The 25,744-nt window shown below is 42.9% G+C and carries 24 protein-coding genes and 1 tRNA gene; 5 read left to right on the forward strand and 20 right to left on the reverse strand.

The window, feature by feature from the left end; translation table 11 throughout:
• The 6 genes from rpsS to rpsJ all read right to left on the reverse strand — a co-directional run bounded on the left by rpsS (nt 1) and on the right by rpsJ (nt 3,264).
• Nucleotides 1-282, reverse strand: coding sequence for a 30S ribosomal protein S19 (gene rpsS, locus ACYQ5K_RS00515; RefSeq protein ID WP_008372528.1), 282 nt, complete (start codon nt 280-282; stop codon nt 1-3).
• A gap of 25 nt (nt 283-307) precedes the next feature.
• Nucleotides 308-1,150 carry a 50S ribosomal protein L2 gene (gene rplB, locus ACYQ5K_RS00520; RefSeq protein WP_055261675.1) on the reverse strand — a complete coding sequence of 281 codons (843 nt, stop codon included), beginning with the start codon at nt 1,148-1,150 and terminating at the stop codon, nt 308-310.
• 69 nt (nt 1,151-1,219) lie between these two features.
• Nucleotides 1,220-1,525: a 50S ribosomal protein L23 gene (gene rplW, locus ACYQ5K_RS00525; RefSeq protein ID WP_008372525.1), complete on the reverse strand. Its 306-nt coding sequence runs from the start codon at nt 1,523-1,525 to the stop codon at nt 1,220-1,222.
• Nucleotides 1,525-2,145 carry a 50S ribosomal protein L4 gene (gene rplD, locus ACYQ5K_RS00530; protein ID WP_008372524.1) on the reverse strand — a complete coding sequence of 207 codons (621 nt, stop codon included), beginning with the start codon at nt 2,143-2,145 and terminating at the stop codon, nt 1,525-1,527. The genes rplW and rplD overlap by 1 nt, the downstream gene beginning before the upstream one ends.
• Before the next feature lie 30 nt (nt 2,146-2,175).
• A complete protein-coding gene (rplC, locus tag ACYQ5K_RS00535; protein ID WP_173687304.1) occupies nt 2,176-2,856 on the reverse strand; it encodes a 50S ribosomal protein L3 in 681 nt (226 codons plus the stop codon).
• A gap of 90 nt (nt 2,857-2,946) precedes the next feature.
• Nucleotides 2,947-3,264, reverse strand: a complete 318-nt coding sequence (rpsJ, locus tag ACYQ5K_RS00540; protein ID WP_195230272.1) for a 30S ribosomal protein S10 — start codon at nt 3,262-3,264, stop codon at nt 2,947-2,949.
• Nucleotides 3,265-3,734: 470 nt separating this feature from the next.
• Here rpsJ and ACYQ5K_RS00545 point away from each other — a divergent pair, with 470 nt between their 5' ends.
• Both ACYQ5K_RS00545 and ACYQ5K_RS00550 read left to right on the forward strand, forming a co-directional pair.
• Nucleotides 3,735-4,277 carry a nitroreductase family protein gene (locus tag ACYQ5K_RS00545; protein ID WP_459777159.1) on the forward strand — a complete coding sequence of 181 codons (543 nt, stop codon included), beginning with the start codon at nt 3,735-3,737 and terminating at the stop codon, nt 4,275-4,277.
• A 427-nt stretch (nt 4,278-4,704) separates the two neighbouring features.
• Entirely contained in the window at nt 4,705-4,896 is a 192-nt protein-coding gene (locus tag ACYQ5K_RS00550) for a hypothetical protein (protein ID WP_117834853.1), read from the forward strand.
• Nucleotides 4,897-5,403: 507 nt separating this feature from the next.
• Here ACYQ5K_RS00550 and ACYQ5K_RS00555 read toward each other — a convergent pair.
• Complete coding sequence (locus ACYQ5K_RS00555) at nt 5,404-7,944, reverse strand: hypothetical protein (protein WP_173687302.1); 2,541 nt, start codon at nt 7,942-7,944, stop codon at nt 5,404-5,406.
• Nucleotides 7,945-8,140: 196 nt separating this feature from the next.
• Here ACYQ5K_RS00555 and ACYQ5K_RS00560 point away from each other — a divergent pair, with 196 nt between their 5' ends.
• Nucleotides 8,141-8,770 carry a TetR/AcrR family transcriptional regulator gene (locus tag ACYQ5K_RS00560; RefSeq protein WP_173687301.1) on the forward strand — a complete coding sequence of 210 codons (630 nt, stop codon included), beginning with the start codon at nt 8,141-8,143 and terminating at the stop codon, nt 8,768-8,770.
• A gap of 195 nt (nt 8,771-8,965) precedes the next feature.
• On the opposite strand, the gene ACYQ5K_RS00565 is transcribed toward ACYQ5K_RS00560, so the two are convergent.
• From ACYQ5K_RS00565 to ACYQ5K_RS00595, 7 genes are all read right to left on the reverse strand, one after another.
• On the reverse strand, nt 8,966-9,439 hold the full coding sequence (locus ACYQ5K_RS00565) for a glycine/sarcosine/betaine reductase component B subunit (RefSeq protein ID WP_173687300.1): 474 nt from the start codon (nt 9,437-9,439) through the stop codon (nt 8,966-8,968).
• 11 nt (nt 9,440-9,450) lie between these two features.
• Nucleotides 9,451-10,215 (reverse strand): proline reductase cluster protein PrdD, encoded by a 765-nt coding sequence (prdD, locus tag ACYQ5K_RS00570; protein ID WP_173687299.1) that lies wholly within the window; start codon nt 10,213-10,215, stop codon nt 9,451-9,453.
• Nucleotides 10,216-10,488: 273 nt separating this feature from the next.
• Entirely contained in the window at nt 10,489-11,214 is a 726-nt protein-coding gene (prdB, locus tag ACYQ5K_RS00575; protein ID WP_173687298.1) for a D-proline reductase (dithiol) protein PrdB, read from the reverse strand.
• A gap of 21 nt (nt 11,215-11,235) precedes the next feature.
• Nucleotides 11,236-11,520, reverse strand: a complete 285-nt coding sequence (locus ACYQ5K_RS00580) for a CBO2463/CBO2479 domain-containing protein (protein ID WP_420314992.1) — start codon at nt 11,518-11,520, stop codon at nt 11,236-11,238.
• A gap of 5 nt (nt 11,521-11,525) precedes the next feature.
• A complete protein-coding gene (gene prdA / locus ACYQ5K_RS00585) occupies nt 11,526-13,397 on the reverse strand; it encodes a D-proline reductase (dithiol) proprotein PrdA (protein ID WP_459777160.1) in 1,872 nt (623 codons plus the stop codon).
• A gap of 77 nt (nt 13,398-13,474) precedes the next feature.
• Nucleotides 13,475-14,803, reverse strand: coding sequence for a proline reductase-associated electron transfer protein PrdC (gene prdC, locus ACYQ5K_RS00590; protein ID WP_173687295.1), 1,329 nt, complete (start codon nt 14,801-14,803; stop codon nt 13,475-13,477).
• A gap of 421 nt (nt 14,804-15,224) precedes the next feature.
• Nucleotides 15,225-15,322 (reverse strand) — tRNA-Sec (locus ACYQ5K_RS00595).
• Between the two features lie 145 nt (nt 15,323-15,467).
• On the opposite strand from ACYQ5K_RS00595, the gene ACYQ5K_RS00600 reads away from it, so the two are divergent.
• The gene (locus tag ACYQ5K_RS00600) at nt 15,468-16,499 is read left to right on the forward strand and encodes a proline racemase family protein (RefSeq protein ID WP_173687294.1); all 1,032 of its coding nucleotides are present in this window, start codon (nt 15,468-15,470) and stop codon (nt 16,497-16,499) included.
• A 136-nt stretch (nt 16,500-16,635) separates the two neighbouring features.
• Complete coding sequence (locus ACYQ5K_RS00605; RefSeq protein ID WP_173687293.1) at nt 16,636-17,223, forward strand: TetR/AcrR family transcriptional regulator; 588 nt, start codon at nt 16,636-16,638, stop codon at nt 17,221-17,223.
• Between the two features lie 143 nt (nt 17,224-17,366).
• Here the strand turns inward: ACYQ5K_RS00605 and ACYQ5K_RS00610 are convergent, their stop codons facing one another.
• From ACYQ5K_RS00610 to ttdA, 6 genes are all read right to left on the reverse strand, one after another.
• Nucleotides 17,367-18,569, reverse strand: coding sequence for a Wadjet anti-phage system protein JetD domain-containing protein (locus ACYQ5K_RS00610; protein ID WP_173687292.1), 1,203 nt, complete (start codon nt 18,567-18,569; stop codon nt 17,367-17,369).
• A gap of 6 nt (nt 18,570-18,575) precedes the next feature.
• Nucleotides 18,576-21,944: an ATP-binding protein gene (locus tag ACYQ5K_RS00615; protein ID WP_330613976.1), complete on the reverse strand. Its 3,369-nt coding sequence runs from the start codon at nt 21,942-21,944 to the stop codon at nt 18,576-18,578.
• Nucleotides 21,928-22,554, reverse strand: coding sequence for a DUF4194 domain-containing protein (locus ACYQ5K_RS00620; RefSeq protein ID WP_173687291.1), 627 nt, complete (start codon nt 22,552-22,554; stop codon nt 21,928-21,930). The genes ACYQ5K_RS00615 and ACYQ5K_RS00620 overlap by 17 nt, the downstream gene beginning before the upstream one ends.
• Before the next feature lie 27 nt (nt 22,555-22,581).
• Nucleotides 22,582-23,940, reverse strand: coding sequence for a Wadjet anti-phage system protein JetA family protein (locus ACYQ5K_RS00625; RefSeq protein WP_173687290.1), 1,359 nt, complete (start codon nt 23,938-23,940; stop codon nt 22,582-22,584).
• 226 nt (nt 23,941-24,166) lie between these two features.
• Nucleotides 24,167-24,793: a L(+)-tartrate dehydratase subunit beta gene (gene ttdB, locus ACYQ5K_RS00630; RefSeq protein WP_173687289.1), complete on the reverse strand. Its 627-nt coding sequence runs from the start codon at nt 24,791-24,793 to the stop codon at nt 24,167-24,169.
• Nucleotides 24,793-25,692, reverse strand: a complete 900-nt coding sequence (gene ttdA / locus ACYQ5K_RS00635; protein WP_173687288.1) for a L(+)-tartrate dehydratase subunit alpha — start codon at nt 25,690-25,692, stop codon at nt 24,793-24,795. Before ttdA ends, ttdB begins: the two co-directional genes overlap by 1 nt.
• Nucleotides 25,693-25,744 lie beyond the last annotated feature (52 nt).

Raw genomic sequence — 25,744 nt, forward strand, 5'->3', positions numbered from 1 at the left:
TTATCTAACTTTCGATTTCTTTTCGTCTTTTCCATGTCCTCTGTATGTTCTGGTTGCTACGAACTCTCCGAGTTTGTGTCCAACCATATCTTCTGTTACATATACCGGAACATGTTTTCTTCCATCATGAACTGCGATTGTATGTCCAACCATAATCGGGAAGATTGTAGAACGACGAGACCATGTTTTGATAACACCCTTGTCTCCTGATGCGTTCATTGCTTCCACTTTCTTAAGCAGGCTTGCGTCTGCGAATGGTCCTTTTTTAAGTGAACGAGCCATAGGTTCTAACCTCCTTGAAAATTAACTATTTGATTCCTCTACCGTCTTTTCTTCTGATGATCAGCTTGTTAGACTGTTTGTTTTTCTTACGAGTCTTAAGACCAAGTGCCGGTTTACCCCAAGGAGTGCACGGACCCGGACGACCGATTCCAGTCTTACCTTCACCACCACCATGCGGATGATCATTCGGGTTCATAACGGAACCACGAACTGTAGGTCTGATACCCATGTGACGTTTACGTCCTGCTTTACCAATGTTTACAAGGTTGTGATCGCCATTTCCAACAACACCAACTGATGCGCGGCATTCGATCGGAACCATTCTCATTTCTCCTGAAGGAAGACGAAGTGTTGCGTACTTTCCTTCTTTAGCCATGAGCTGTGCGCTGTTTCCTGCTGAACGAACCATCTGTCCGCCTTTTCCAGGATGAAGCTCAATGTTATGAACCTGTGTACCAACCGGGATAGCTGAAAGCGGCAGGCAGTTTCCTACTCTTACTTCTGCTTCTGGTCCGTTCATAACCTTCATTCCGTCTGTAAGTCCTTCTGGTGCGATGATGTAAGCTTTTTCTCCATCAGCGTAGCAGATAAGTGCGATGTTAGCACTTCTGTTCGGATCGTATTCGATTCCGATTACAGTTGCCGGAATTCCGTCTTTTTTACGTTTGAAGTCGATTACTCTATATTTTCTCTTAACTCCGCCTCCGCGGTGTCTAACAGTGATTTTACCCTGATTGTTACGTCCGGCAGTCTTGCTCAGAGAAACTACTAAAGATTTCTCCGGTGTTGTTTTTGTGATTTCTGAGAAATCAGAGCCGGTCATATGTCTTCTGGAAGGTGTATATGGGCGGTATGTTTTAATTCCCATTACTCTATCTCCTTTCGCATTTTGCTAGTTATTTTTGTCACGGATTTGCACCGTTTAGGTTCCAGTTTCTTACAGTCCCTGGAAAATTTCGATCTCTGCTGATTCTTCTGTCAGCTGAACGATTGCTTTCTTTGTCTTAGCTGTTTTTCCGAATGTCATGGTTCCGCGAACTCGTTTGTTCTTTCCATCCATGTTGATCGTGTTAACGCCAGCAACTTTTGTTCCTGGGAACATTTTTTCTACAGCTTCTTTGATCTGAGTCTTATTAGCTTCTGTGTGTACAAGGAATGTGTATTTCTTGTCAGCCATAAGAGCCATTGTCTTTTCGGTTACTACCGGTTTAAGGATTACATCATAATACTGAATGTTTGCCATTATGCGTACACCTCCTCGATTGCCTGTACAGCAGCCTTAGTTGCGATTACTGTATTGTACTTCAGGATGTCATACACATTGATTGTGTTTGTCTTAGCAGTTTTAACATCAGCAATGTTTCTAGCTGAAAGTTCTGCGTTCTTGTTTCCGTCTTCCAGAACTACGAGAGCTTTGGATACTGACAGGTTGTTAAGAACATCCTGGAATTTCTTTGTCTTGATCTCGTCGAAGTTGATTTCGTCAACAACGATGAATTTCTTTTCTTCTACTCTTGATGTCAGAGCGGATTTGAGAGCTGCTCTTCTTTCTTTCTTGTTAAGTTTGAAAGAGTAATCTCTCGGTGTCGGAGCAAATACTACTCCACCGCCTGTCCACTGCGGAGCTCTTGTAGATCCCTGTCTTGCATGACCGGTACCTTTCTGTCTCCATGGTTTTCTTCCGCCGCCGGAAACTTCTGAACGAGTTTTCGCTTTCTGTGTTCCCTGACGTTTATTTGCAAGCTGGCTTACAACTGCCATGTGTACAAGGTGTTCGTTTACTTCTACACCGAATACAGCATCGTTTAAGTCGATTGTTCCAACTTCTTTACCTTCGATATTGTAAACAGATACGTTTGCCATCTGTATGTTCCTCCTTTCCTAGTGCCAATCTTAGATAGATTTTACAGATTCTTTAATCGTTACAAGAGATTTCTTTGGTCCCGGAACTGCGCCTTTAACCAGAAGAAGGTTGTTTTCAACGTCTACTCTTACGATTTCAAGGTTCTGAATTGTAATCTTCTTTGCTCCCATGTGTCCTGGCATCTTTTTGCCCTTGAATACTTTACTCGGGTCAGATGCAGCACCGTTGGAACCAGCATGACGATGGAACTTAGAACCGTGAGCCATAGGTCCTCTGTGCTGGTTGTGTCTCTTGATAGCACCCTGGAATCCTTTACCTTTGGAAATAGCTGTTGCGTCTACTTTGTCGCCAGCCTCAAAGATATCTGCTTTAATTTCCTGAGCTAACTGATATTCATCAGCGTTCTCGAATTTGAATTCTCTTACGAATCTCTTTCCTGTTACTCCAGCTTTGTCAAAGTGTCCTTTTTCAGCTTTTGTAACACCGTGTCTGTGCACGATTTCTTTCTTTCCGTTCTTGTCAACGTTAACAATTTTTTCTTTCTTATCAACGTATCCAACCTGAACTGCGCTGTATCCGTCATTTTCAACGGTTTTGATCTGTGTTACAACACATGGTCCAGCCTGAAGAACAGTTACCGGAGTAAGTACTCCATCTTCGTTGAAGATTTGAGTCATTCCGACTTTGGTAGCTAAGATAGCTTTCTTCATTTTATTTTACCTCCTGTGATTTACAGCGGAACGCCCTTACGGGTGTTCATCCTAAATATTAGGAACTACTGTGTTTTAATTTATTAGAACTTATTTGTTCTTCATTTTGATATCGATGTATACACCAGCTGGCATTTCCAGTCTTGACAGAGCATCTACAGTCTTCTGTGTCGGTGCAATGATATCGATCAGTCTCTTATGAGTTCTCTGTTCGAACTGTTCTCTGGAATCTTTGTATTTGTGAACCGCTCTTAAGATTGTTACAACTTCCTTCTTAGTCGGAAGCGGTACCGGTCCGCTAACCTTTGCTCCATTTTTCTTTACAGTTTCGATAATTTTCTTGGCAGATGCATCTACAAGCTGATGATCATATGCCTTCAATGTGATTCTCATTATTTGACTTGCCATAAAAAAAGTCGCCTCCTTTTCGTACTTAAACCTCAGTACGACAAGCGGTGACTGTACACTTCCCCGTGTGTGTCGTGAGAAACTCACACGTTGTTACTGCATCTCAGCAGCTGTTATGATTTCGTACAGTGACTTGTCGCCAGTTTCCTAACTTGACATTCGCTCCACGGAAAACCTGCCATTCTTCTCGGCAGCAACCTCGCGCTTCTTTGCTATCATGTCACAGCTTTTTTAGTATACCCGATGTTTCCGCATTTTGCAAGCATTTTATTTTATTTTTTGTACTTTTTTTCATACAAAATTTTCTTGAAAAAACTTCTCTTTTTGTGCTATTTTGCTTACACTCTTTTTGCGGTATAATATTCTCATATTCAGTGGGGTATCAGATCCATAGGCTTCTTCGCTAAATGCAGCCTGTCTTTCGATTTCCCCCGCACCATCTTATATATAATAGAAGGAGGACGCATATTATGCATACATTAGATGCAATCAAAACAAGAAGAACGATCCGCAAATTTACAGAGGAGCCTGTCTCACATAAAGTGATCGAGAAAATCGTAGAAGCAAGTGCCTACGCTCCATCCTGGAAGAATACGCAGACAGCAAGATATATTATAATAGAAGAAACAGCGCTCAAAGACAGGATCGCCAGAGAAGCTGTTATGGGCTTTGAATGGAATACAGGTATCATTCTTGGTGCTCCGGCACTGGTTGTTCTCGCTTCCGTTTCGGGGAAAAGCGGTTACGAAAAGGACGGAGCTTATTCCACCTCCAAAAAGGATAAATGGGAAATGTTTGATGCCGGTATCGCTGCGCAGACTTTCCAGCTCGCTGCACACGAATGTGGAATCGGTTCTGTTGTCATGGGCATCTTCGATGAAACACAAGTAAAAGAAATTCTCGGTCTCGATGACAGTCTGAATGTATCTGCCCTGATTGCGATCGGTCATCCGGCTGTCAGCCCAACTGCTCCGGCACGTAAATCAGTCCAGGAGCTGATCCAATACCGTTAATCTCTCACAGGCGTACAGTTGACCGTGTTGTACACATTTTAATACACAAATTATCTAAAAATTTACCAGTTTCTTGTTGACACTACCGTGATAAAGTGATATAGTTTAACCAACTTAATCAGAGAGCTAAACCAAAGGCGGTTTCCAACACAAGGATACCGCTATTTTAAAAAACACTTGATTAAGCTACAACATTGGTTGTTATTGCAGTTATATTGTTGCCGGTCGTTTCCCCCAAGAATGGTCTTGCAACGATAAAACTCCAATTTATATATACATCCTCTTTGTAGGAGCATTCCCCAGCTTTGTATATAAGGCAAACTGCAATGCAACGAGGAAAAACCTCTCAATGACATACCAAAAAGAAAAGACATGACCTCGAGGGGTCATGTTTTTTCTTTCCAAAAAGTAAAGGAGACGTGAAAATATGAGTAGTTCAAGACCAATAGATAACCCGAAAGATCCCCGTACAGACGAGAAACCCGTATTTTCAAAAGAGCTGGTGCAGGAAGATCTGAAAGATGAATTCAAAGCAGGCTCCAACTCCGAATGGGCCACTGATTCCCAGGATGAACTCGAAGACTGGATTGAGGAGCAGGGGATACAGTTGCGGTACTAGATTTTTTGTTAAATAAATACAGATATTTATGCCGGGAAAGCTTCTTTGACTTCCCGGCATTTTTTTCATTCATATTTTTTATACACATCTTACGTTTCCAAAGGATGATTGTGAAACACGAATTTTGATCTCGAATTGCAAAACCAAAAATCAAATCAATAAAAATGAATTAAATTTTTGACTTTAAATCGCAAATATTAAAAGCAAATCAATAAAATGAGATTGAAAACTTGATTTAGAATTAGAAAAAGCCCAAACCAATCAATATAATAATCTTAAATGCTTGACTTAGAATTGTAAAGTTCAAAAACAAATCAATACAACAAGCTCAAATACTTGATTCAGAATTGTAAAGTCCAAAAGTAAATCAATACAGCAAGCTTAAATACTTGATTCAAAATTATAAAACTTAAAAATTAGTCAACAAATCTAAATGTCCTGCACTCTTAATACGAAAAGGAGACAGATTCAAAACCTGTCTCCCATGTTCTATCCATTATTCATCCATTATTTATCACTTACGAAAATGAATTTTACGCTTCCATCCATTCCGTCTGCGATTCCAGAGAAGTTCTTGTATTCTTTGGATGCATCCAGAAGTTCGTTTGCCTTATCCAGAAGTGCATCGATGTCCCCGTCAAATACGCTTACCAGTTTTTCAATTCCTTCTTCGTTGAACTGGATCATACCACTGTTCAGTTCAGCTGCTCCGGAATCAAGCTGTTCTACACCAGATACCAATGCGCCTGTGCTGCTCTGGAGAGTACTCAGACCTGTTGACAGAGTTCCGGCTCCGCTGTTGAGCTGGGATGCACCGCTTGCCAGCTGACTTGATCCTGCTGCAAGCTGACCAAGCCCAGATGCAAGACCATTCGTTCCATCAACTCCGGCTAACAGCTGTGCTGTACCACTCTTAAGCTGAAGAACACCGCTATTTACCTGGCTTACAAGTCCATCTTTTCCATTTACGCCTTCATTTAACTCAGTTGCTCCATCTGCAACCTGTTTAATTCCAGCGGCAAGCGCCGGTGTGCCTGCTTTCAATTCTTTCAGTCCTTCATTTACAGCACTTGCAACTGCAACCGCGGATGGATGTTGCTCATCGGTTCCTACATTAACTGCTGTATTCAAGGCAGCCACGTTAGCAGCCAAATTATATCCTCCATGCGCAATATCATCTTTATTAAACGCATCGTCAATACTTTTTGTGCCTTGTTCAAGTATTGCAAGATTGTTTAACGCTTCTTTTACTTTTGGATTTTCCACTTCTATTGTCGTATTTACAGTTGCTTTTCCTTTTTCCATATTTGCATTTTCTATGGTAGCATTATTGATAGTCGCTTCTTGAATAGTTGCATTTTCAATAGTAGCATTTCCTTTTACACTTTGATCGCTTGCGGAAAGAGAATCTATTGCTGTTTGAATAGCCCTTGTTGCCTCTTCATTTCCTTCCACTTTACCCAATGCCTCTTGCAAGCTATCTATCGCTGTTTTATTTTGAATTGCTCCATTATATAATACAGTTGCCGTTCCTGTAGCCGTTCCTGTAGCTGTTCCTATAGCTGTTCCTGTAGCCGTTCCCACAGCATTCGATACATCCATTTTATCGCTACTCACATTCACTTTTTGTTTGCTATTATCTGCCACATCTTTCAGACTACTATATGCTTTTTCAGCTGTACCCTTTAATTCATCTGTTTTACTTGCAACTCCACGAATCACATCATTCAAACTGCTTACACTTTTTCCAATGTTGGCAACACCTACATTTAATCCACTTGCGCCTGTTGCCGCTGCCTGTACTCCATCATTTACACTCTTTGCAGCTACAACCAGACTAGGCTGACCTTCTGCTGCATTCCCCGTATTCAATGCAGCATCTAATGTTGCAACTCCTGTCGTAAGCTTCGGCAGTGCATCATCTGCTGCAAGCTTGCTCTGCATCTCAGACACCCCGAGGTCCAATGCTTTTACTCCCGGAAGGAGAGTTCCGCTTACCTTTGATGACGCTGTCTGTAATCCTGCATTCAGTGTATTTGCTCCGCTCACCAGACTACCAGTTCCGCTAGCCAATGTATTTCCGCCACTTGCCAGCTGATCAATTCCGCTTACCAGTGTTCCTGATGAAGAAAGCAGTGTATCCAGTCCGTCTTTCAACTGTCCGGAACCATCTACAAGTTTGTTTGATGCATCCTGAAGCTCTGCCATAGAATCTTTCAGTTCATCCAGGCTGTCAAATTTATCTGCATCTACTTCGTTGAATACTTCATTTGTCGCAACAGTAACAGCTTCTACTTTTTCATAATCTGTCACATCTGCTTCTACCGTAAATGAATCCGGAATGTCCAGATCATCTACTTCGCTGCTTACTGATGTGAGCTGTTCTTTCAACTGTGGAAGTCCCATTCCGATTACGATGTTTCTGTCACCATCTGAGATAACTTTTCCATTATCAACCGTTACATTCGAGAATTTTTCACCATCCATCAGAAGTCCGGTTGCCATCAAAAATGGTGTATATTTTCCGCTGTCAGCACTTGTATTCTGATATTCATAATGGATCTTTAAGTGTCCACTCTTTCCTTCCAGATCATCTGCGCTGACTTTCTTTCCGTCAAGTTCATAAGTAACCTTCATTCCTACAGGAATCTTCTTGGTTGTAGTTCCCTGATAGCAGATGTCCTTCTTATCTCCCTGCCATACCAGTTTACCGTTATTTTCTGAATAGGTCTCGTCGCCTTTTACATTCTTGATGTCTTTCAGATCTGACACATCATCGATGGTTCCAAGACTTGAAATATTTTTCAGCTGATCAGATACTGTCACATCTTTCTGGTTTCCTGCATCATCTACTTTTACATATACAGTCTCATCTTTTGTAGGTGTTCCTGTACTGCTTGTTTTTGTTTCGCTTGTTTTCTTTGTCTCTGTACTTTTATCTTTATTATCTGCCGCCTGTACATTTACAGATGTTCCTGCAACATTTCCAACTACAAGCGATGCCATAAGTGCAAGTGTAACTAATACTCTGTATTCCCTGTTCTTCATAATTAAAAACCTCCTGTAAGCCTCTACTGACTTTCCTGTCGGTATGCTTTTTTCTTTTTGACTACTGGTCATTTTCTAACTCGCACTTACTATAACTCAAAAATGACCACAAGTCAATATTTTTCTATAAAAAAGTTGACTCCGAGTCATTTTAATTTTATAATAAGGATAATTCAAAGGAAAAGAGGAATGAATCATGGGAAAAGTAGATGAAAACAAGCATCAGAAAATGGATGCTCTCTTTCAAAGCGCATACGATTTATTTCTGAATCAGGGGATCGAGAAAACATCAATCAGTGATATAGCAAAAAAGGCCGGAGTTGCGAAGGGAACCTTCTATTTATATTTTGCAGACAAATACGAGATACGCGACCGGCTGATTGCACGGACAGCCAGCCGGCTTTTCCAGAGAGCGCATAAAGCCCTGGAGACAGCCGACATTCCCGAATTCGAAGATAAGATTATTTTTATTGTAGATTATGTGTTAAATGCGATGCAAAAGAACAAACTGATTCTGAGATTTATCTCTAAGAATCTCAGCTGGGGAATCTTCCGCCAGGCAATCACCAATAACGCGCAGGATGATTCCGGCGATATTCTTGCTTATTTCAGGAATATCCTGACCGATCATCCTACCATTCATTTTCGCGCGCCGGAGACCATGCTCTTTCTGATCATTGAGCTCGCAAGTTCAACTTCATACAGCACGATTCTGGACAATGATCCGATGTCATTTGAGGAGTTAAAGCCTTACCTCAATGAAAGCATCCGTGCGATCATCCGTAACCACATCATTGAAGATGCATCAGAAACTCAAGTGAACTGATCTACTAATATTTTTGACAGGGAAAATCATCCTTACACCGTCCATTGCAGGCAATCCTGTTTCCGGCGGTTAAAAAAGAGCAAAAAAGTCCCGTTAAGAAGCCAGATTCAATATCCGGCAGCTTAACAGGACTTTTTCTATATCTTCTTTTCCAGCCAGATTTACTTCTGGCAATTTTCTGCAACTTCCAAAGCCTTAACGCTCCTCATTTTTTCGCATTTTCAGCTTCAGCATTGCTGTGACTTTTTTTGCATCAAGCTCTGTCACATTATTTTCGCCGAGCACATCCGTCTCAACGCCCTCTTCACTTTTATTGATATCCAGAATTCCACCCAGATGTTCATTCTCTACTACGAACTGTCCAACCATACCGCTGAATTTCAGCCCTGTGACCGGGATTCCCCTGATTTCCATCTGCTCTGCCATATTTGCAAAGTCCACATCACTGTTGCCCCACCCATCCGTTGAAAGAATGGCTCCATCTGCGCGCATGGCTTCTGCCCACACTGCCGCACGGGTTCCCACAAGTAGCTTATCTGTATTATCATCCGGGGTTCCAACAATCATAATTCCCATCAGATCCAGGTCTTCATCTGATGATACAACATCAAGAAGCGGATCCCTGAAATGGTGTAGTGATGTTTCCTTTGTCGATGGTCCAATTCCCATAATCGCACCTCCTACTGCATAGAACGGATGATTCCGTCCCGATATTCATTTGGTGTTACGATCACCGGCATATTTCCCATATCAATGATCGAGCGTCCATTTTCAGTTCCCGAAGGCTCTTCTGCAAACAGCGAAGTGTCATACATTGCGCCCTGTCCGGCAACCTGCTTCACGATCAGGACACGCTTTTTGCCCGGGCGGACCACATCATGATATTCGTGTCTCTCTGTGCAGAGATCGCCCCTGAACTTCTTCATCTGCTCGCGGAAAATCTGTATAAATTCGTCACAGGCATGGTGCGCTGCAAGCACGCCTTCTCTTTCCTGCCCCATTCCCGGCTTCAGGACCACATCAAACGACACAATATAGTCGCCTTCTCCCGGAGTACCTGCCCGGTTCAGATACAGCATCTCTTTCAGATTACCTTCACTGGATCCGAACTCATGTGCCTGCTTTCCGTTTTCATCTACACCGGTAAGGATCACATAGACACCGGTGAGTGTATGCGTGATCCCGTCCCCGATCTTCCCAAGTACCTTTGTTGATATCGGAATGATATCCATCATCGTATTGGTATATCGGTCATGTTCTCCCGGCTTTATGATCTGTACATCCAGTTTAGAAAGCTGTGGATATTTCGGTAAAATATCATCCAGGATTTTCTTCTCGATCATCATTTTCCCGGATGCTGTCACTTTGTTTTCTTCGCCTTCTTCCACATCAGTAATATGGAAGGCTTTGATCACAAGCCGGCGCAGATCTATTTCTTTCTCCATATATCATCCTCAATTCTAAATTGAACAAAAATGTGTCCTGGCACATTCCCGACATGTAATGCCTTTTATTTAACAGGAAGTTCCATCAAAATATCCAGTTAAATAAAAAGGACATCCCCGGCACAAACCAGGGCTTTCGCCCCAATCCTGCCGGGGATGTCCCCTTCTAGCCAGTCTTTTGCCTTATTCGGCAATTTTCACTTCGTAAGCGGATAATCGCAATCCGCTTCACTACCTGTTCATAATCAAACAACTGCTTCGCAGTGGATTTGATTATACTTTCGCTACATATTCGAACGGAAGCGGAACAACTTTTCCCGGAGTATCCAGCTTCACAAGCTGTTCCAGAGTTGCTTTTACGATGCCAGTCTGCATCTCAACATTGTGTGGTTCACCAGCGTTAGCTCCCATAGGAACACGCGGAGCAACCGCACGTGGGGTACCGGTCTGACGTACAACCGGTGGAAGCGCAGCAATAATAATTGTAGGAATTCCTGCGGCTTCAATCGCTCTCTGCACCAGAACTGCAGAGCGGTGGCAGGTACCTCAACCAGCGGTCAGGATAACTGCATCTACCCCTTCTTCAACGAACATCTTTGCAATGGCCGGACCAGTTTCATGTTTGAATTTCTCCTGGTTTCCACCACCACCCATGAATCCGGCATGTACCGGTGCACAAGCTTTGATAAATCCTTCTTTTGCAAGTTCATGGATACGGTCAATCGGGAACATACAGTTGATATCTTTGTTTACATCACTGTTATCATATCCACCGTGAGATACCATTAATTCATCTGACGGCATTTTATCTGTTATTTTTCTCCAGGTAAAGTCACCGGCAAGGTTGAATCTCTTCTGTTCCTTGTGGTGTACACCTGCTGCTGTAGCGAGGGCAATTGTCATATCCTTCAGTTCCTTTTTCACCGGAGCCCATACTGGCGGCGGAGTTACCGGAACGAAGATTTCTGACTGAAGTCCTTTAACAACGGTCAAACTCATGTCTATTTCCTCCTGATATAATTACACTTCATCTTTTTTATGAGACTTCATTTCTTCCTGACGTCTCTGGTATGTCTGCAGGTTACTAACATATTTTTCATTGGCGTCCGGACCAAGCTGTTCAACAAAACTCATATTCCATCCAACTTCCTGTCCTACCACTAATGGATAATCCGTAATCAGCATTCTCATCGGGATCTTCAGGTAACCCAGTCTTCCCTTTAAGTCGATTCCAACACATCCATCATGGATTTCTACGATTACGCCTTCCATATAAATGATCTTATCGCCATATTTCATAGTCATTCACCTTAATCGTATTTTTCTTTTCTCTTCTGGCTCATTGGCAGTGACTGCTCGTTTTTAACCAGTTCGATTGTTCTGTCCATAGTTTTTGAAATCAGTTCAATGTTGTTTGCTTTTACATTCGGATTCCATTTTCTTTCTGCCTTCTTAACTTCTTCTCCAGCCATTCCTGCTTTCAGCATAGCAAGTGCACGAATTGCTTCTTCCTGGCAAAGAGTGTTGCATGCAAGGACTTCGTTTTCGATTCCAGATTCAGATTTGTTGTTATCTACCATGTACTGCATGTATTTGTTTCCAACTACAAGTGCTCCCTGTACTGCGCAGAATGAAAGACCAACAACCGGAATTCCTCTCATACCAATCTGTTCAATATGGCTTGCGAAATCGATGTGGTTGTTACCAAATCCTTCAGTTGTAACGAATGCACCGTCAACATCAAGAGCTTCTACCATCATACCAACACGTTTTGATACATAGAATTTTTCTGTATTGATCTGTGGGCTACCAACAAAGATAACGCCGCAAAGGTCAACTTCTTCATCATGAAGAGTTTCAAGAACCAGTGGTTCTCTCCAGTAATGTCTTGACATTTCTTTTGATGCAGGTCCGATACAGGTAAGTGCATGGATACATCCATCAAGTACTTCCAGTGGAGATGCCATGATCGGTACGTTTCCAAGGTCAACGTTCGGTCTTGCACCAAGTACTCCGACTGGTTCCATAGGAAGAATCAGGTTATCATGCATAGCGCCCTGTCCCATGATTTCTTTTACGATAACGACTTTCTTTTTACCAGGTCTTCTTACCTGATTGAATGTCTCTGTATCTACTACAAGGCTTTCGTCTTCTACTTTCTTCAGAGCTTCACGGATTTCCTGAGTAATAACATCTGTTGCAGAATGTGCTGCAAGCGGGCCAGGTCTTTCCATGTTGGTTCCTGCTTCGATGATAACTTCTGTCTTAATGAAGATTTCACCTTTATCAGGAGCTCCCGGACGTCCCCACATGATATTTTCATCCAGGTATCCTTCGGAAGAACCGAATTCACCGATCTGAACACCATTGTCGTCTGTTCCGGTAACCATCATGATAACGCCATCAAGTACTCTTGTTGTACCTGTACCGATTTCGTCTTCGCCCTCTTTTGTAGCGATCGGCTGTACGTCCATGATTGTATTAGAATAAGTATGGTACTGATCCGGTGTAATGATATCAATCTTTAACTGATGAACCAGTTCCTGTGAAGCAACTGCTTCTTCTTCAATTCCTTCTCGGATGTAAAGAGTTGTTCCTTCGATCTTTGTCTCCGGTCCACGCTTTACTTCTGTAATTTTATAATGCTTTCTGGTAACGCTTCTTACGACTTTCGGTTCCAGCTCTTTTGTCGGTGCTGCGCCTGAAACCACGCCTGCCGGTAATTCTACCTCTGCCGGTACTTCCGCTACTGCAACACCGTTATTAAAACCCATCGGCATTTCGATATCGATATCTTTGCCTTCTCCAATGTGGATTTTTAACACGCCGCCAACTTTCTGTACACTTGCTGTAGGATTTGCAGTAACTGCTGGTGCTTCTTCTTTCACTTCTTCTTTTGCTTCTTCAGCCGGTGCTTCCTCTGCTGCAGGTGCTTTTGCGCCTTCAACAAGATCAGCTGTAAGTGGTGTAAGAGAATCGCAGGTCTTAACAAGCTTTGCTCCAAGTACCTGTTCGATTGTAAGTGTTCCATCAAGTTTCAGAAGTCCTGAATCTACCAGATCATCAAAGATAGCCGGATCTTCAAGGTTTGCAGCCTGGATTGTAATGCCGCCTTCTGCTCTACAGCATAATACTGCAGGATCTTTTGCATGTTCTTTTGCGGTTTCCGCTGTAATTGACATAATAATTTCCTCCTTGTTAATTTAACAATCATTCAATTAACTATTTATACACTCACCGAAGTGAGGTATCAACTTATCTATTTACCTTCCGGTAACTGTTCTACCTGCTTTGAAACGCGCAGATATCTGTAAAGTGGATGTCCGATCGTACGCATGACATGGTCTGTCTGGTGGAATACCTTAAGCCCCATCTTCGGTGCTGATCCCATGACTGTATTCGAACAGTCTGAGCAGTTACCAATAATAATGTACTCACATCCATCCTTCTTGAACTGGATATTATTCTTAGCCTGTCCAGGACAGTTTCCAGGTCTCTCGCATTTAAGCGGAGCTCCCGGTTTGTTTTCAATTGCCTGTTTACATCTGGCTACTGATTTCACTACACCATTCATCTTCTGGCAAATATCTCTCATACGTTCTTCGCTACCACCGCAGGCACATACCAAAAGACCTACGCTTGCACCATGAAGATCCGGGAAATCAATTGTAACAATGATTCCACCGGTTGTCTTTGTAATCGGTGCATCCTCTGTAGTAGCACGTCCGGTAAATGGACCACCCATGATGATTTCCCCATATACACCATCAATACCGCCGGCACGTTCGATCATTTCCCCAACGCTTGTGCCGACCGGTACATCCATAAATACATGTGGCTCATTACCGCCATTGATCTTACCGATAACAGTAAGGTTCTTAGAAAAGCATGGCTTTCTCTCTTCAATTGCTTCCGCAACTCTTGCAAGAGTTTCTACATTACAGACAATCGCATTTGCTGCTGACGGAAGCTGTGTTGTATTCAGTTCGATTCCAAGACATTCTCTTACAACCGCACGTTCTTCTCCCATCGGATAAATATCTGGAAGTAAGTGGATCGTGATCGCCTCTTCATCTTTTAATGCTTCGCGCAGTGCATTTACTGCTTTTTCATTTTTCTTCTTAATTGCAAAAATAGCTTTTGATGCATTGGAAATCTCCATGCAGTGTTTAACTCCGCGGATAACTTTCGCACAGTCATCTTCCAGCTGCTGAATGTTATGACGAAGTCCCGGCTCACACTCCGCTGCATTTACAAGGATATATCCCCCCTGCAGATCTGTTCCGAGTTTTACACCTGTCGGGAATCCGGCGCCGCCCATTCCGACAACACCTGCCGCTTTTACCATATCAAGCTTGCTGCCTTCCGGAATCTTTACATATTCATCCTTCTGTTCTTCATCCGGCTTGATGATGATACGGTCTTCCAGTACGTCTTCTACCACACCATATGCACTTGAAAAAATATTAGCTCCAAGACCTGTCGGTGTTGCAATCAGAGTCCCTTTTTCTACTCTGTCTCCGGCTTTTACAACCGGTGCACAAGGAGCTCCTACATGCTGACGCAGCAAAATCTGTAAGTTTGCCATGTCTCTTCTCTTCCTTTCTCCTCTACGTCGAAATCTATATCTTATCTTGTCCTACGCGTATTTGACTATAGTTTAACAAATAGATATATCTTTTTCAATAGCATTTATAGATTTTCACTCTTCATGTTGGACTCAATACTAGAATCTAGTCTAGTGATTGATCTGTACTATAGTCTATATGATTTTACTTGAAAATTCAATATCTTTTTTATATATAATCTATTTATTTTTTTCATCGGTTCTGTATGATTTTTACAGATTGTCTATTTCTTCTCATTTTACTTATTCATATTATCTATAAGTATTCTATTCAACAGGATCTACGTCAAAAAAAGAAAAGCCACCGTACTATTTCCCCTAAAACAATACAGCAGCTTTTCTCTTTATCTTTTTAAGGCTTTCGCCCAAAAACCTCTCTTTTTGGCGAGGGCATGTGGGAATCGAACCCACCCAGGACGCTCCTAACGCCCCACACTGGTTTTGAAGACCAGGAGACACACCAGTTATCCATCTACCCCCATATATTGATTATTTCAATCAAGCTTATTCATTATAGCAAATTACCATTGACTTTTCAAGTGTTTTCGTACATAATATTTTTAAAGAAAACTGAACTGCATACTAGACTCTGGTCTGGTCTTTCAACTAAGGAGGAATATTAAAAATGGAAATCAATCCAAAACTGAATCTTGACGCATTTGAGGCATCTTTCCATGCGATCGACACACATACAGTTGGGGAATTTACAAGAATCATTACATCAGGTTTCCCGAAGCTTGAAGGGAATACAATGATCGAACGTAAGAACTTTCTCGCAGAGCATTACGACAAATACCGTCAGGCTCTGATGTTTGAACCACGTGGACATCATGATATGTTTGGTGCTCTTCTGACAGATCCGATCCACCCGGAAGCTGATTTTGGTGTGATCTTCATGGACACCGGAGAATATCTGAATATGTGCGGCCACGGAACAATCGGTTCAGTTACAGCAATCATTGAAACAGGACTTGTCCCTGCCGTAGAGCCTTATACAGAAGTTGTTCTGGATGCTCCTGCAGGAATTATCCGTACCAAAGCAGAAGTCAAAAACGGAAAGGTACTTAATGTAACACTTACTAATGTACCGGCTTTCCTTTACAAAGAAAATCTCACCACAGAAGTTGATGGCAGAGAAGTTCACTATGATATTTCTTTCGGCGGAAGCTTCTTCGCACTTGTTGATATCGAACAGTTCGGATGGCACGTAGATCCACAGTCAATCCCACAGCTTACCGATTTCGGTATGAAGCTGATCGAAAAGGTCAATGCCGAAGTAGAGATCCAGCATCCGGAACTTGATATCACAACTGTCGACCTCGCAGAGCTTTACTGCTCTACCGATACTCCTGGATGTGACAAACGTAATGTCGTTATCTTCGGAGATCATATGGCTGACCGTTCTCCTTGCGGAACCGGAACCAGCGCAAAGCTCGCCACTCTTTACAAAAAAGGTGAGATCAAAATCGGACAGCCTTTCGTATATGAAAGCTTTATCGGCTCTCAGTTCAAAGGCGTAATCTTAGACACTACAAAGGTTGCCGACTATGATGCCGTTATTCCGCAGATTACCGGAAGTGCTTATCTGACAGGGGAAGCTACTTATGTGATCGATCCAGATGATCCGTTAAAATATGGTTTCAAAGTAGGCCGTTAAGTCGAAATCTTTCAGAAGACAGAGCTATGTATATGGTTTTGTCTTCTTTTTTTGTAAACAAATTACTTTCTTGTTATTTCATGCCCATTCTGCTATAATAAAAAAAGATTACTATTTTCAAAGGAGGGGAATTTTCATGCCAAAGAAAAGAAGTTCCACCAAAAGCCGTATCATAAAAGCCGCGTGGAATCTATTCTACAAGCATGGTTATGAACAGACTACCGTTGATGAGATCATCTCGGCTTCTAAGACCTCAAAAGGAACCTTTTACCACTATTTCAAAGGAAAAGAAGCTCTTCTCAACACACTTTCTTATCTGTTTGACGAAAAGTATGAAGAGCTTGCAGGAATCGTAGATCCAGATCTTTCTGCTTATGACAAGCTGTTATTTTTTAACCATGAACTATTTCATATGATTGAGACCAGTGTCGATGTCGGGCTTTTAGCCTCCCTCTACTCGTCCCAGCTGATCACAAAGGATAAGCGCTCCCTTCTTGAAAACGATCGTTACTATTTCGTGTGGCTGACCGAGACAATCAGCACTGCACTGAAAAATGGAGAATTCAACGCCACCAGTACTGCCGATGAACTTCTGAAGATTTACGCAATGTACGAACGTGCTGTTCTTTATGACTGGGCATTATGCAAAGGCAAGTATTCTCTCACCGCTTACAGTGACAAGCTTCTCCCACATGTACTTGACCAGTTTGTAGAAGGTTTTTAATTCTGTCATTTTTTCATTGACAGTATGGACACCAGTCTGCACATGGATCATCGCATACATAAAAAGACCAGAACTCACCCCACTACAAGGGCATTCTGGTCTTTTTCTTTTCACTGCCGCACTTTTTCCTTAAGCACTGCACTCTATTCTTCAATCAGGAAGCTTTCCTGTTCGATTCCCTTTCCGGTCTCAAGAAGCTTTTCTTTTAACTCCTCCAAAAGCGGAACATTTACCTTTTCCAGCTTTTCCATCGTCTCTTTCGAGATCGTTTTCGCATATTCTTCGTATTTCTCATAAGTTTCCACATCCATCTGCAATGGCTTTATTCCCGGAAAAATATGCTTCTGGATATATTCAAAAATCCGGATTCCACCGTAATCCATATCTCCGCTGTGGAATACTTCCACGTCTTTTCCCTCGATCACTCTCTGCAGCTTCTTCAGAAATTCTCTTTCAAGTGGTGAAAAATATCCATGACTGTAGATATAAAGGATCTCCGGATCATATTCCATTGCAAGGTAATTCGTCTTATTCTCGATCGTCACGATTTTTTTCAGTGCCGGCTGCTCTACCTCAACCATTGCATGCTTGACTGTCTGGCTGTTCAGCACAACTCCATATGTAAAATCGGAAAGATCCACTCTTTTTGCTTCTGATCCCTTCCAGATCTTCAGTTTAAGCGGTCCTTTCACTGCCAGCTCCTGGGAATTTTCTTCAATCAGCAGCTGCTCCAGAACCGTCTGGATATCCATATCTGCCGTAATCTCCGGGCAATATCTTCTTGCAGCCGTCACCACATTTCGTTCCATCTCCCGCTCGAAGATCTTACTGTCCTTCAGATAGCGTTTACTGAAAATCCGCTTCATCATCGGTTCTTCCAGAGAATCCAGTCCCCGGTAACAGTCCAGATATTTTTCCAGCTTCTCTATATTTTTCGGCAGATCACCTTCTGCGATCCGCTCTTTCAGCTTTTCCAGATAATTCTCGATCCATTCTTTCTGGAAGCCTTCCGAAAGCTCCTGGTCAATCTTACGTATATAATAATTTACCTTCGCCTGCTTCGGCCAGTATTCTTCTCCACTTTCGCTGTCTGCAAGACGGTAAAAATCCGGAAGATGCTCCACCTGATATGCCACAAGCTCTACATCACTGTCCGGAACAACCCATTTTTTCACAGTCAGAAGTCCTGCTCTTTCCAGGCGCTGCACCTCTTCGATCAACTCTTCTTTCCCACAGGCATCATAATCCTCCTGTGTGATCCGAAGAGTCCTCCCTCCAGCCGCTCCTTCCCGCCAGTCTCGGCTGCTGTTCTCACATCTTTCTATAATCCTGTCTACCAGATACATTTTCTATCACCCCTGTTCTTCCTCATCCGCAAGCTGTGCGAACTCGGTTTTTTCAAATTCCTGAATTGATATATGCCGTTTATTCGGGTTGGCATATACAAAGGTTTTATCAACATTTTCCAGATAATTCTGAATCTTATCATTTGTGGCACTGATGATTGCCTGGAAACCAAGTCCACGGATCAGCGCAATACAGCTTGCCACCTTCTCGGCATCCATTTTTGAAAATGCCTCATCCAGAACGACCAGTCTGAGCGTCGGATTCCTGTGGATTTTCGGGGAAAGATTGATCCTGTAAATCTGTGCAAAGCTTGCAAGAAGTGCAACATAAAGAGGATTCTGTCCTTCTCCTCCGGAATTCTTGCGGATCATCTTGCCAAGACCGATTTTCATATCTTCCTCACCCTGGACGATCTGCTGCATATCAAACGAAAGATAAGTACGGTAATCCGCGTACTTGTCCATATTTTTCTTCGCCTCTTCCAGTTCCTCATGGGTAGCATTTTCCGGTGGGATAAAGATGCCGATCAGTTCATTCATCATATCACCGTAGTTTTCTTCATGCTCCATCGTGAACAGATTCATCTGGTTCTCAATAGAACCTGAAAGCTGTGCCGGATTGATCTGCAGGGTATCGTCCATAAACATCTTATAGTACTTTCCGTCTGCACCCTTATTCTTCGTGATCACAAACTGGTACTTATCTTTTCCGAAATCCAGCCGGCTGATGATCCGGTTCAGCTCATCTCTTCTCTGGTAAGCCTCACGGATCGCACTGCGGATTTTGAAAACGAAGTCATCCTTGAAGTGCTCGACCGCTGCCTTTGCCTGTTCATTCGCTGCCTGCCGGTAGGTTTCCAGATCGTCACATGACAGGTTTTCCAGAAGCTCCTGATAAACCTTATTATCTTCTTCTACCACTGAAAAATTACGCTGCGTATATTTTTTGGTATAAGCACTGCGGGCTGCCACCAGCTCCTGATAGATCTCTTCTTTTTTCTTTCCAAGCTGCTGCAGCTGCCTTGTACTTGCCTCTTTCAAATAAATATAGTTCCTGCTTTTCTGTGCTTCCAGATACTCTTCAAACTGCTTCTCAAACCCTTCGTTTTCCTGAAATTCTTTCTGGATTCCCGTAAGTGCAGATTCAGACTCTGTAATGCTGTTCTTGAATTTTTCAATCTCTTCTCCGTTTTTCCAGATTTCTTTCTCTGTCTTCGTGATCTCTCTCTGCATTGCATCCCGTCTGTCCTGCACTTCTTTCATCTGTGCTTCCAGGATATCAACAGATTCTGCACGTAGCTTCTGAAGCTTTTCAAGCAAATCCTTTTTACGGTTTTCTTTTTCCTTTATTGCTTTTGCATCCAGGATCTGGCTGATATAATCCTCTGTCGGGAGCGGCATTGCCTCCAGTTCCAGAAGCTTCTTCGCCTCTTCCACAAGTGCCGCAAGCGGTAGTCTCTTCTCCTGAAGCTGCTCGCAGTACTTTTGAAGCTGCCGGATCCTCTGCCGGAGACTGATCTCGCCGATATAAGCACGTCTGGTGTAATTTTCCGGATTGATGTGCTGCAGACGATAGCTGTGATAAAGCATACAGTCTGGTGTCACACCGATCCTGCATTCCCGGAGTTCCTCAATACTCTCACATTTCATAACGTTTCCAAGGAAGAAATTGATGTAAGACTGCACGTATTTTTCTTTTGCTTTTACTTCTTCTGCAAGAGCTCCCTGACGGACGATGTGCTCTTCTTCCATTACTTTTTCCGTATCCAGAATTGCAGCACGGAAGAATTTCTTCTTATCCATCTCCTGATAAATATCCATTGCCGCTTTCGCGTATTTTGGCTCTACGATCAGCAGAAGCTTATTATTTCCCATATAGCCTTCCACTGCATTGTGCCATCTTTCATCCCGGATCTCCAGAAGGTCTGCAAGGATCTGTACAGAAACAAATTTTCCACAATCCTCCTGCAGCCGGTTCTGCAATTCCAGTCTCGCCTCTTCCAGTTCTTTTGGATATGCTTTTCTCCCCTGTTTCAGCTCTTTTAACTCTTCTTTGGCTTCCCGTTCTTCTTTTTTGATCTGACGAAGCGTACTGTCCGTATCCCGGCGCTCTTCTTCAATCTCTGCACGCATCTGCGTAATATTTTCTTTGAGCCTTGTAAGCTCACCTTCCGAAATCGTACCGGCTTCAAATTTATCAATATCCCAGATTGTCTGGTTGGAAGTAATCTCCTGTTCTTTCCATTCCTTAAGTCTCTGCGCAGTCTTTGTCAGACTCGCCCTGCTTTTTCCGAGATGCTCCAACGTTTCATTTAAACCTGCAAGTTCTGCTTCCAGTGCTTTATAACCACTGTTATTCAGACGAAGCAGCAACTCCTCATGTTCCTTTTGCAGCTCCCCGCTCTGACGCACCAGTTCTGCTTTCGTATGCTCCTGTACCTTGATGCCTTCTTCTCTGGTTCTGATCTTATCATGGAGTCCCTGGATATCTGCCTGCAGCCGGAGCATTTCCAGACGGGTAAGTCGGTACTCACATTCCCTGCTTTTTTCCCTTTTTTCATCAAAATCCTGATAGATTCCATCGATCTTCTTCAGATCCTCAATCTCTTCCATCGTTGACTCGATCTTGCTGCGCATTCTTCCATACTGCATGATACTTTCTTTCAGATCCTCGATCTGGATATCCTGTTCCATGCAGATATATTCTTTTACAAATTCTTCCAGCTTGATATTCATCCGAAACGGGATTGCCCGCTTAAAAAGACGTGGGAACTTTTCTTTATCCAGTCCGCCCAGATACACATCATAAAGCTGACGTCGGAAACGCTCATTGCTTGGTCCGCAGTAGAATGCCTCTTCCCCAAAGGTACGCTGCAGATATTCTCTTATTTCCACAGTAGAAAGACATCTCTTTTCCCCACGGTAAGCATTTTCAAGCAGACCACTCCTGTGCCAGAAGAACAGGCGGCTTATCTCATTCGTCGCCGTCTCCACGTCAAATACAACTCCCACACACTGTTTTTCATGGGTTCTTGTCTGCTCCAGCTCGATCACGATCGTACTGGAAAAATTCTTGTTCCGCAGATACTGGGACTCATTATTTTCACTGATGTTCACCATTCCGCGCAGATACTCGATCAGAGTACGGTCCGAATCATCCGCTGCTGCCTTGTTGAAAAATCCACGCCCATCCGTGTTGGCATAGAGCACAATCTGAATTGCATCGATAACCGTTGATTTTCCACTTCCGGAATGCCCGGTGAAAAAGTTGATCCCTTCGCTCAAAGTCAGTATTTTTCTGTCTATATAATGCCAGTTGTTCAGGCAGATTTTTGAAATCGCCCAGAACGGCTGCCTGTTATCCAATGTCTCCAAGAGTCTCCTCCTCTTCTTCCCGGCTGTTTCCGAATGATTCCAGAACTTCTCTCACCGCATCTCCCTGCAATACTGCATGGATACACGGATAGATCAGAAGTCTTGTACTTTCATTTAACTCTTCCAGTAGATCCAGCGGCTCGATCAGCTGGTATTTTTTCAGCATGGCAATGGTCCTTTTCATCTCTGTCGGTGACGGGATACTGCGAAGCACACGAAAATCTCCTGCTTTTCCGTTGAGTGCCCCAAGCGTTGTCACGATCTGACTACTTGACGAAACCGATGCCATCTGTTCATCATAAATCAGCTTCAGTAATAAGATGTAAATCGTTGCAAGACGCGGAAGCTTTTCTCCCCAGATCATTTCATCCTGAATGTAGATCAGTCCCAGGTGTACGTTCTCACATAATGTGATCCCGGCGATCTGAAAATACATTTTCAGAAAATCAATGTGCTTTTCACAGATGCGGTACTCTCGCTGATACTTAAGTCTGCCCGCACGCTTGTCGAACTTCCTCTCCAGAAGGAACGTCTGTCTGTAGAGAAGCCGGATCACATCTGTCAGGTCTTCCTGTTCTTCCTGCGTAAGCTGCTCAAAATATTCTATCATCCATTCTCTCCAATTTCCGTATACTTTTTATAAATGCCTTCTTACAAACTTCAGTGCCGGATAACGGTATCCGTTCTTTTCAACCGTTTCCGCATCCTCTTCCAGCGCTTTGTATTTGCTGTTCTTACGGGTACTGAGGTCGTATGCAAGAATCAGCTTTTCAAAATCATCCTCTGATGTAAGGGAAAGCTTTTCCGTATCCAGCACATCTTTCTCCATATGTTCTTCGATAAATTCTTCAATCTGCTTTTTGCTGAATCTGAGCTTGATCCGGTTCAGCCGGAGCACATCTTCTCTGTCCAGATCATCTACTTCCTCTTCTTGTGCCATCTTGCTGACAAAATCCTTCCGGCTTCTTCTTCGCTTATAAAGAGATTTTTCTGACAGGATTTCGGTCAAAGACAGATTCATCTTCTCTCCCGTCTTTTGAATGACCTCTTCATAGTCATTCTCTGACATCCGGTTCAGGAGCTGAATCACCAGTCCCTTCGTGTCGCTCTCTCCGCTCAGAAGATAATTCAGCCTTGTCACCGTCGCACGCACATATTTGCTGTGCTCCTTATCCATATTGGAAATGCGGTGCTCGATATCATCAAAGCCTCTCTCGATCATATCCAGAAGCTCCAGAACGTCTTCTCCCGTATCTCCGGTTGCCCTGGCGCGCTCACGGATCTTCTCGATCCATTCCTCATCATCACGCATCTGACGCAGGCATTCTTTGATATCTGTCTTATAGATATAAAAATTATCCGAAGTCTTCAGGATATGGTATTTTTTCCGGACAATCTCTTCCACATATCCGTCCAGATGCTCCTTCAGAAGATCTCCGTAAAACTGCTGTTCCAGAAGCCTTGCAAAGAACTTGTCCATATTGTGCAGCATATCCTGCAATGCCTTATTAAGTCTTCGGGTATTGACAAGCGCTGTCCGGAGCATATTCATGTTCACTCTTGGATCATTCCTGAACGAAAACAGCGTTGCATACACATTCTGGATATAGATCTCTGTCTCCTCCAGATCCTCCGAGGAAAGCCGCTCAAACGCATCAACAAAGACTGCCGCATAATCCGGAATCACGATGTTCGTCACCAGTGTATTATAATCTTCAATTTTCTTCAGCCATCCTTTTCGGATCAACCAGTTCAGAATCCTTGCTGACGGAGTTTCCAGCATATCAAACTCGGTCTCATCTTCCTCCCGCTTAAGTTCGATCTGCTTCTTCATATACAGGTCACGAAGCACCTGAATACAGACCTCCCTGGTCAGGAAATAATTGCTGTACTGGTATTCTTCATTGATCGCCATCAAAGCTTCAATGTATGTCTCTCTGTTCACAGACCGGAACAGACTCCAGAAACTCTCCGGAATTTCAAAACGTAACTGCATGCTTTGCCTTTCTGTAAATCCATAAATTTTTCCATTATCTATAAGTATACCATATTCTACCCTTTAAATGGGAAAAACATTGTAAAAAGGCATTACGAAAAAGTGCTGCAAAACCGATCACTCTCATCGGCTTGCAGCACTTCTCCATAACGAGACCAAATATCTGGCAGAATATTTGATTATTATTTTAATTAAGCAAGTATGGGTTCCATATTTTTCAGTATGACTATTTGATAAAGCCTACCTGTTTACTGATAATTTCATACTGTTCGTCTTTTCTCTTATTGTAGACTACTTTTCTTTCTTCAAAGAGGTTGTTTCCTTCTGTATCGATGGATACGATCAGCGGTCCAAACTCTTTTACGCGGCAGTTCCAGAGAGTTTCCGGCATTCCGAGATCTCTCCACTCAGCTCTTACGATCTCTTCAACCTCTGTTGCTGCTACTACGGCATTACCAGCCGGGAATACACAGTGGATTGCTCCGAACTCTTTACATGCACGTTCGGTGTTTTCTTTCATTCCACCTTTTCCGATGATCACACGTACACCAGATTTCTGTACGAATTCATATTCGAATTTTTCCATACGCATACTGGTTGTCGGTCCTACGGAAACCATCTCGAATTTATCATTTTCCAGTGGACGGATGATCGGTCCTGCATGGAAAATTGCGTTGTTTCTAACATCTACAGGAAGTTCTCTTCCTTCTTCTACCAGACGACGATGCGCAACGTCACGGCATGTTGTCATACTTCCGTTCAGGTAAATGATGTCTCCGACTTTAATGTCTTTTAAATCCTCTGCTGAAATTGGTGTTGTTAAAATTTTCTTTCCATCTTTTACTTCTACCATTATAATTCCACCCCCGAATGTGTTGTGATTGTGTAATTAAGGTCCTTATCAAATACAATGTGTCCTCTTCTGTGGCTCCAGCATCCTACGTTTACAGCTACACCGATTGCAGATGGATGACGTGCTGTATTTTCGATGTTAACACCCATTACAGAGTATTTTCCACCCATTCCCTGTGGTCCAAGGCCGATTGCGTTGATTCCGTCTTCCAGAAGGGTTTCCATCTTTGCAGCTCTTTCGTTGTCATTGTGAGAGCCGATCGGACGCATCAGAGCTTTCTTTGAAAGCAGGGCTGCTGTTTCTACAGAAGTTGCTACACCTACACCTACAAGAAGCGGAGGACATGCATTTAGTCCGTAGCTTGTCATAACATCGAGAACGAATTTTGTTACACCTTCATATCCTTCACCTGGCATCAGAACCATAGCTTTTCCCGGAAGTGTACATCCGCCACCTGCCATGTATGTGTAGATCTCACATTTGTCAGAGTTCGGAACGATATCCCAGAATACGGTCGGTGTTCCTTTTCCTACATTCTTTCCTGTGTTATATTCGTCGAATGTCTCAACGCTGTTGTGACGAAGCGGTGCTTCGAATGTAGCCTTTACAACTGCTTCTTTCAGTAATGCTTCCAGATCATCGATCAGTGGGAATTTTGTTCCACATTTTACCCAGAACTGAAGGACACCTGTATCCTGGCAGCTTGGTCTGTTAAGCGCTACTGCAAGTTCCTGATTACGGAACATGGTGTCATAGATTGTCTTAGACAGCGGACTGTCCTCTTTCTCTCTGAGTTCCTGAAGTTTTGCGATGACATCATCCGGAAGTTTTTTGGCAACGTGTGCAATGAACTTTGCCATGTAATCTGTAAGCTGTGTTACCTGTTCTTCTCTTGACATTTTAAAATCCTCCTCTTTTTATATTGCATTTAATTTGATTACTTTGTTATCC

This window comes from Allocoprococcus similis, from assembly GCF_054660775.1.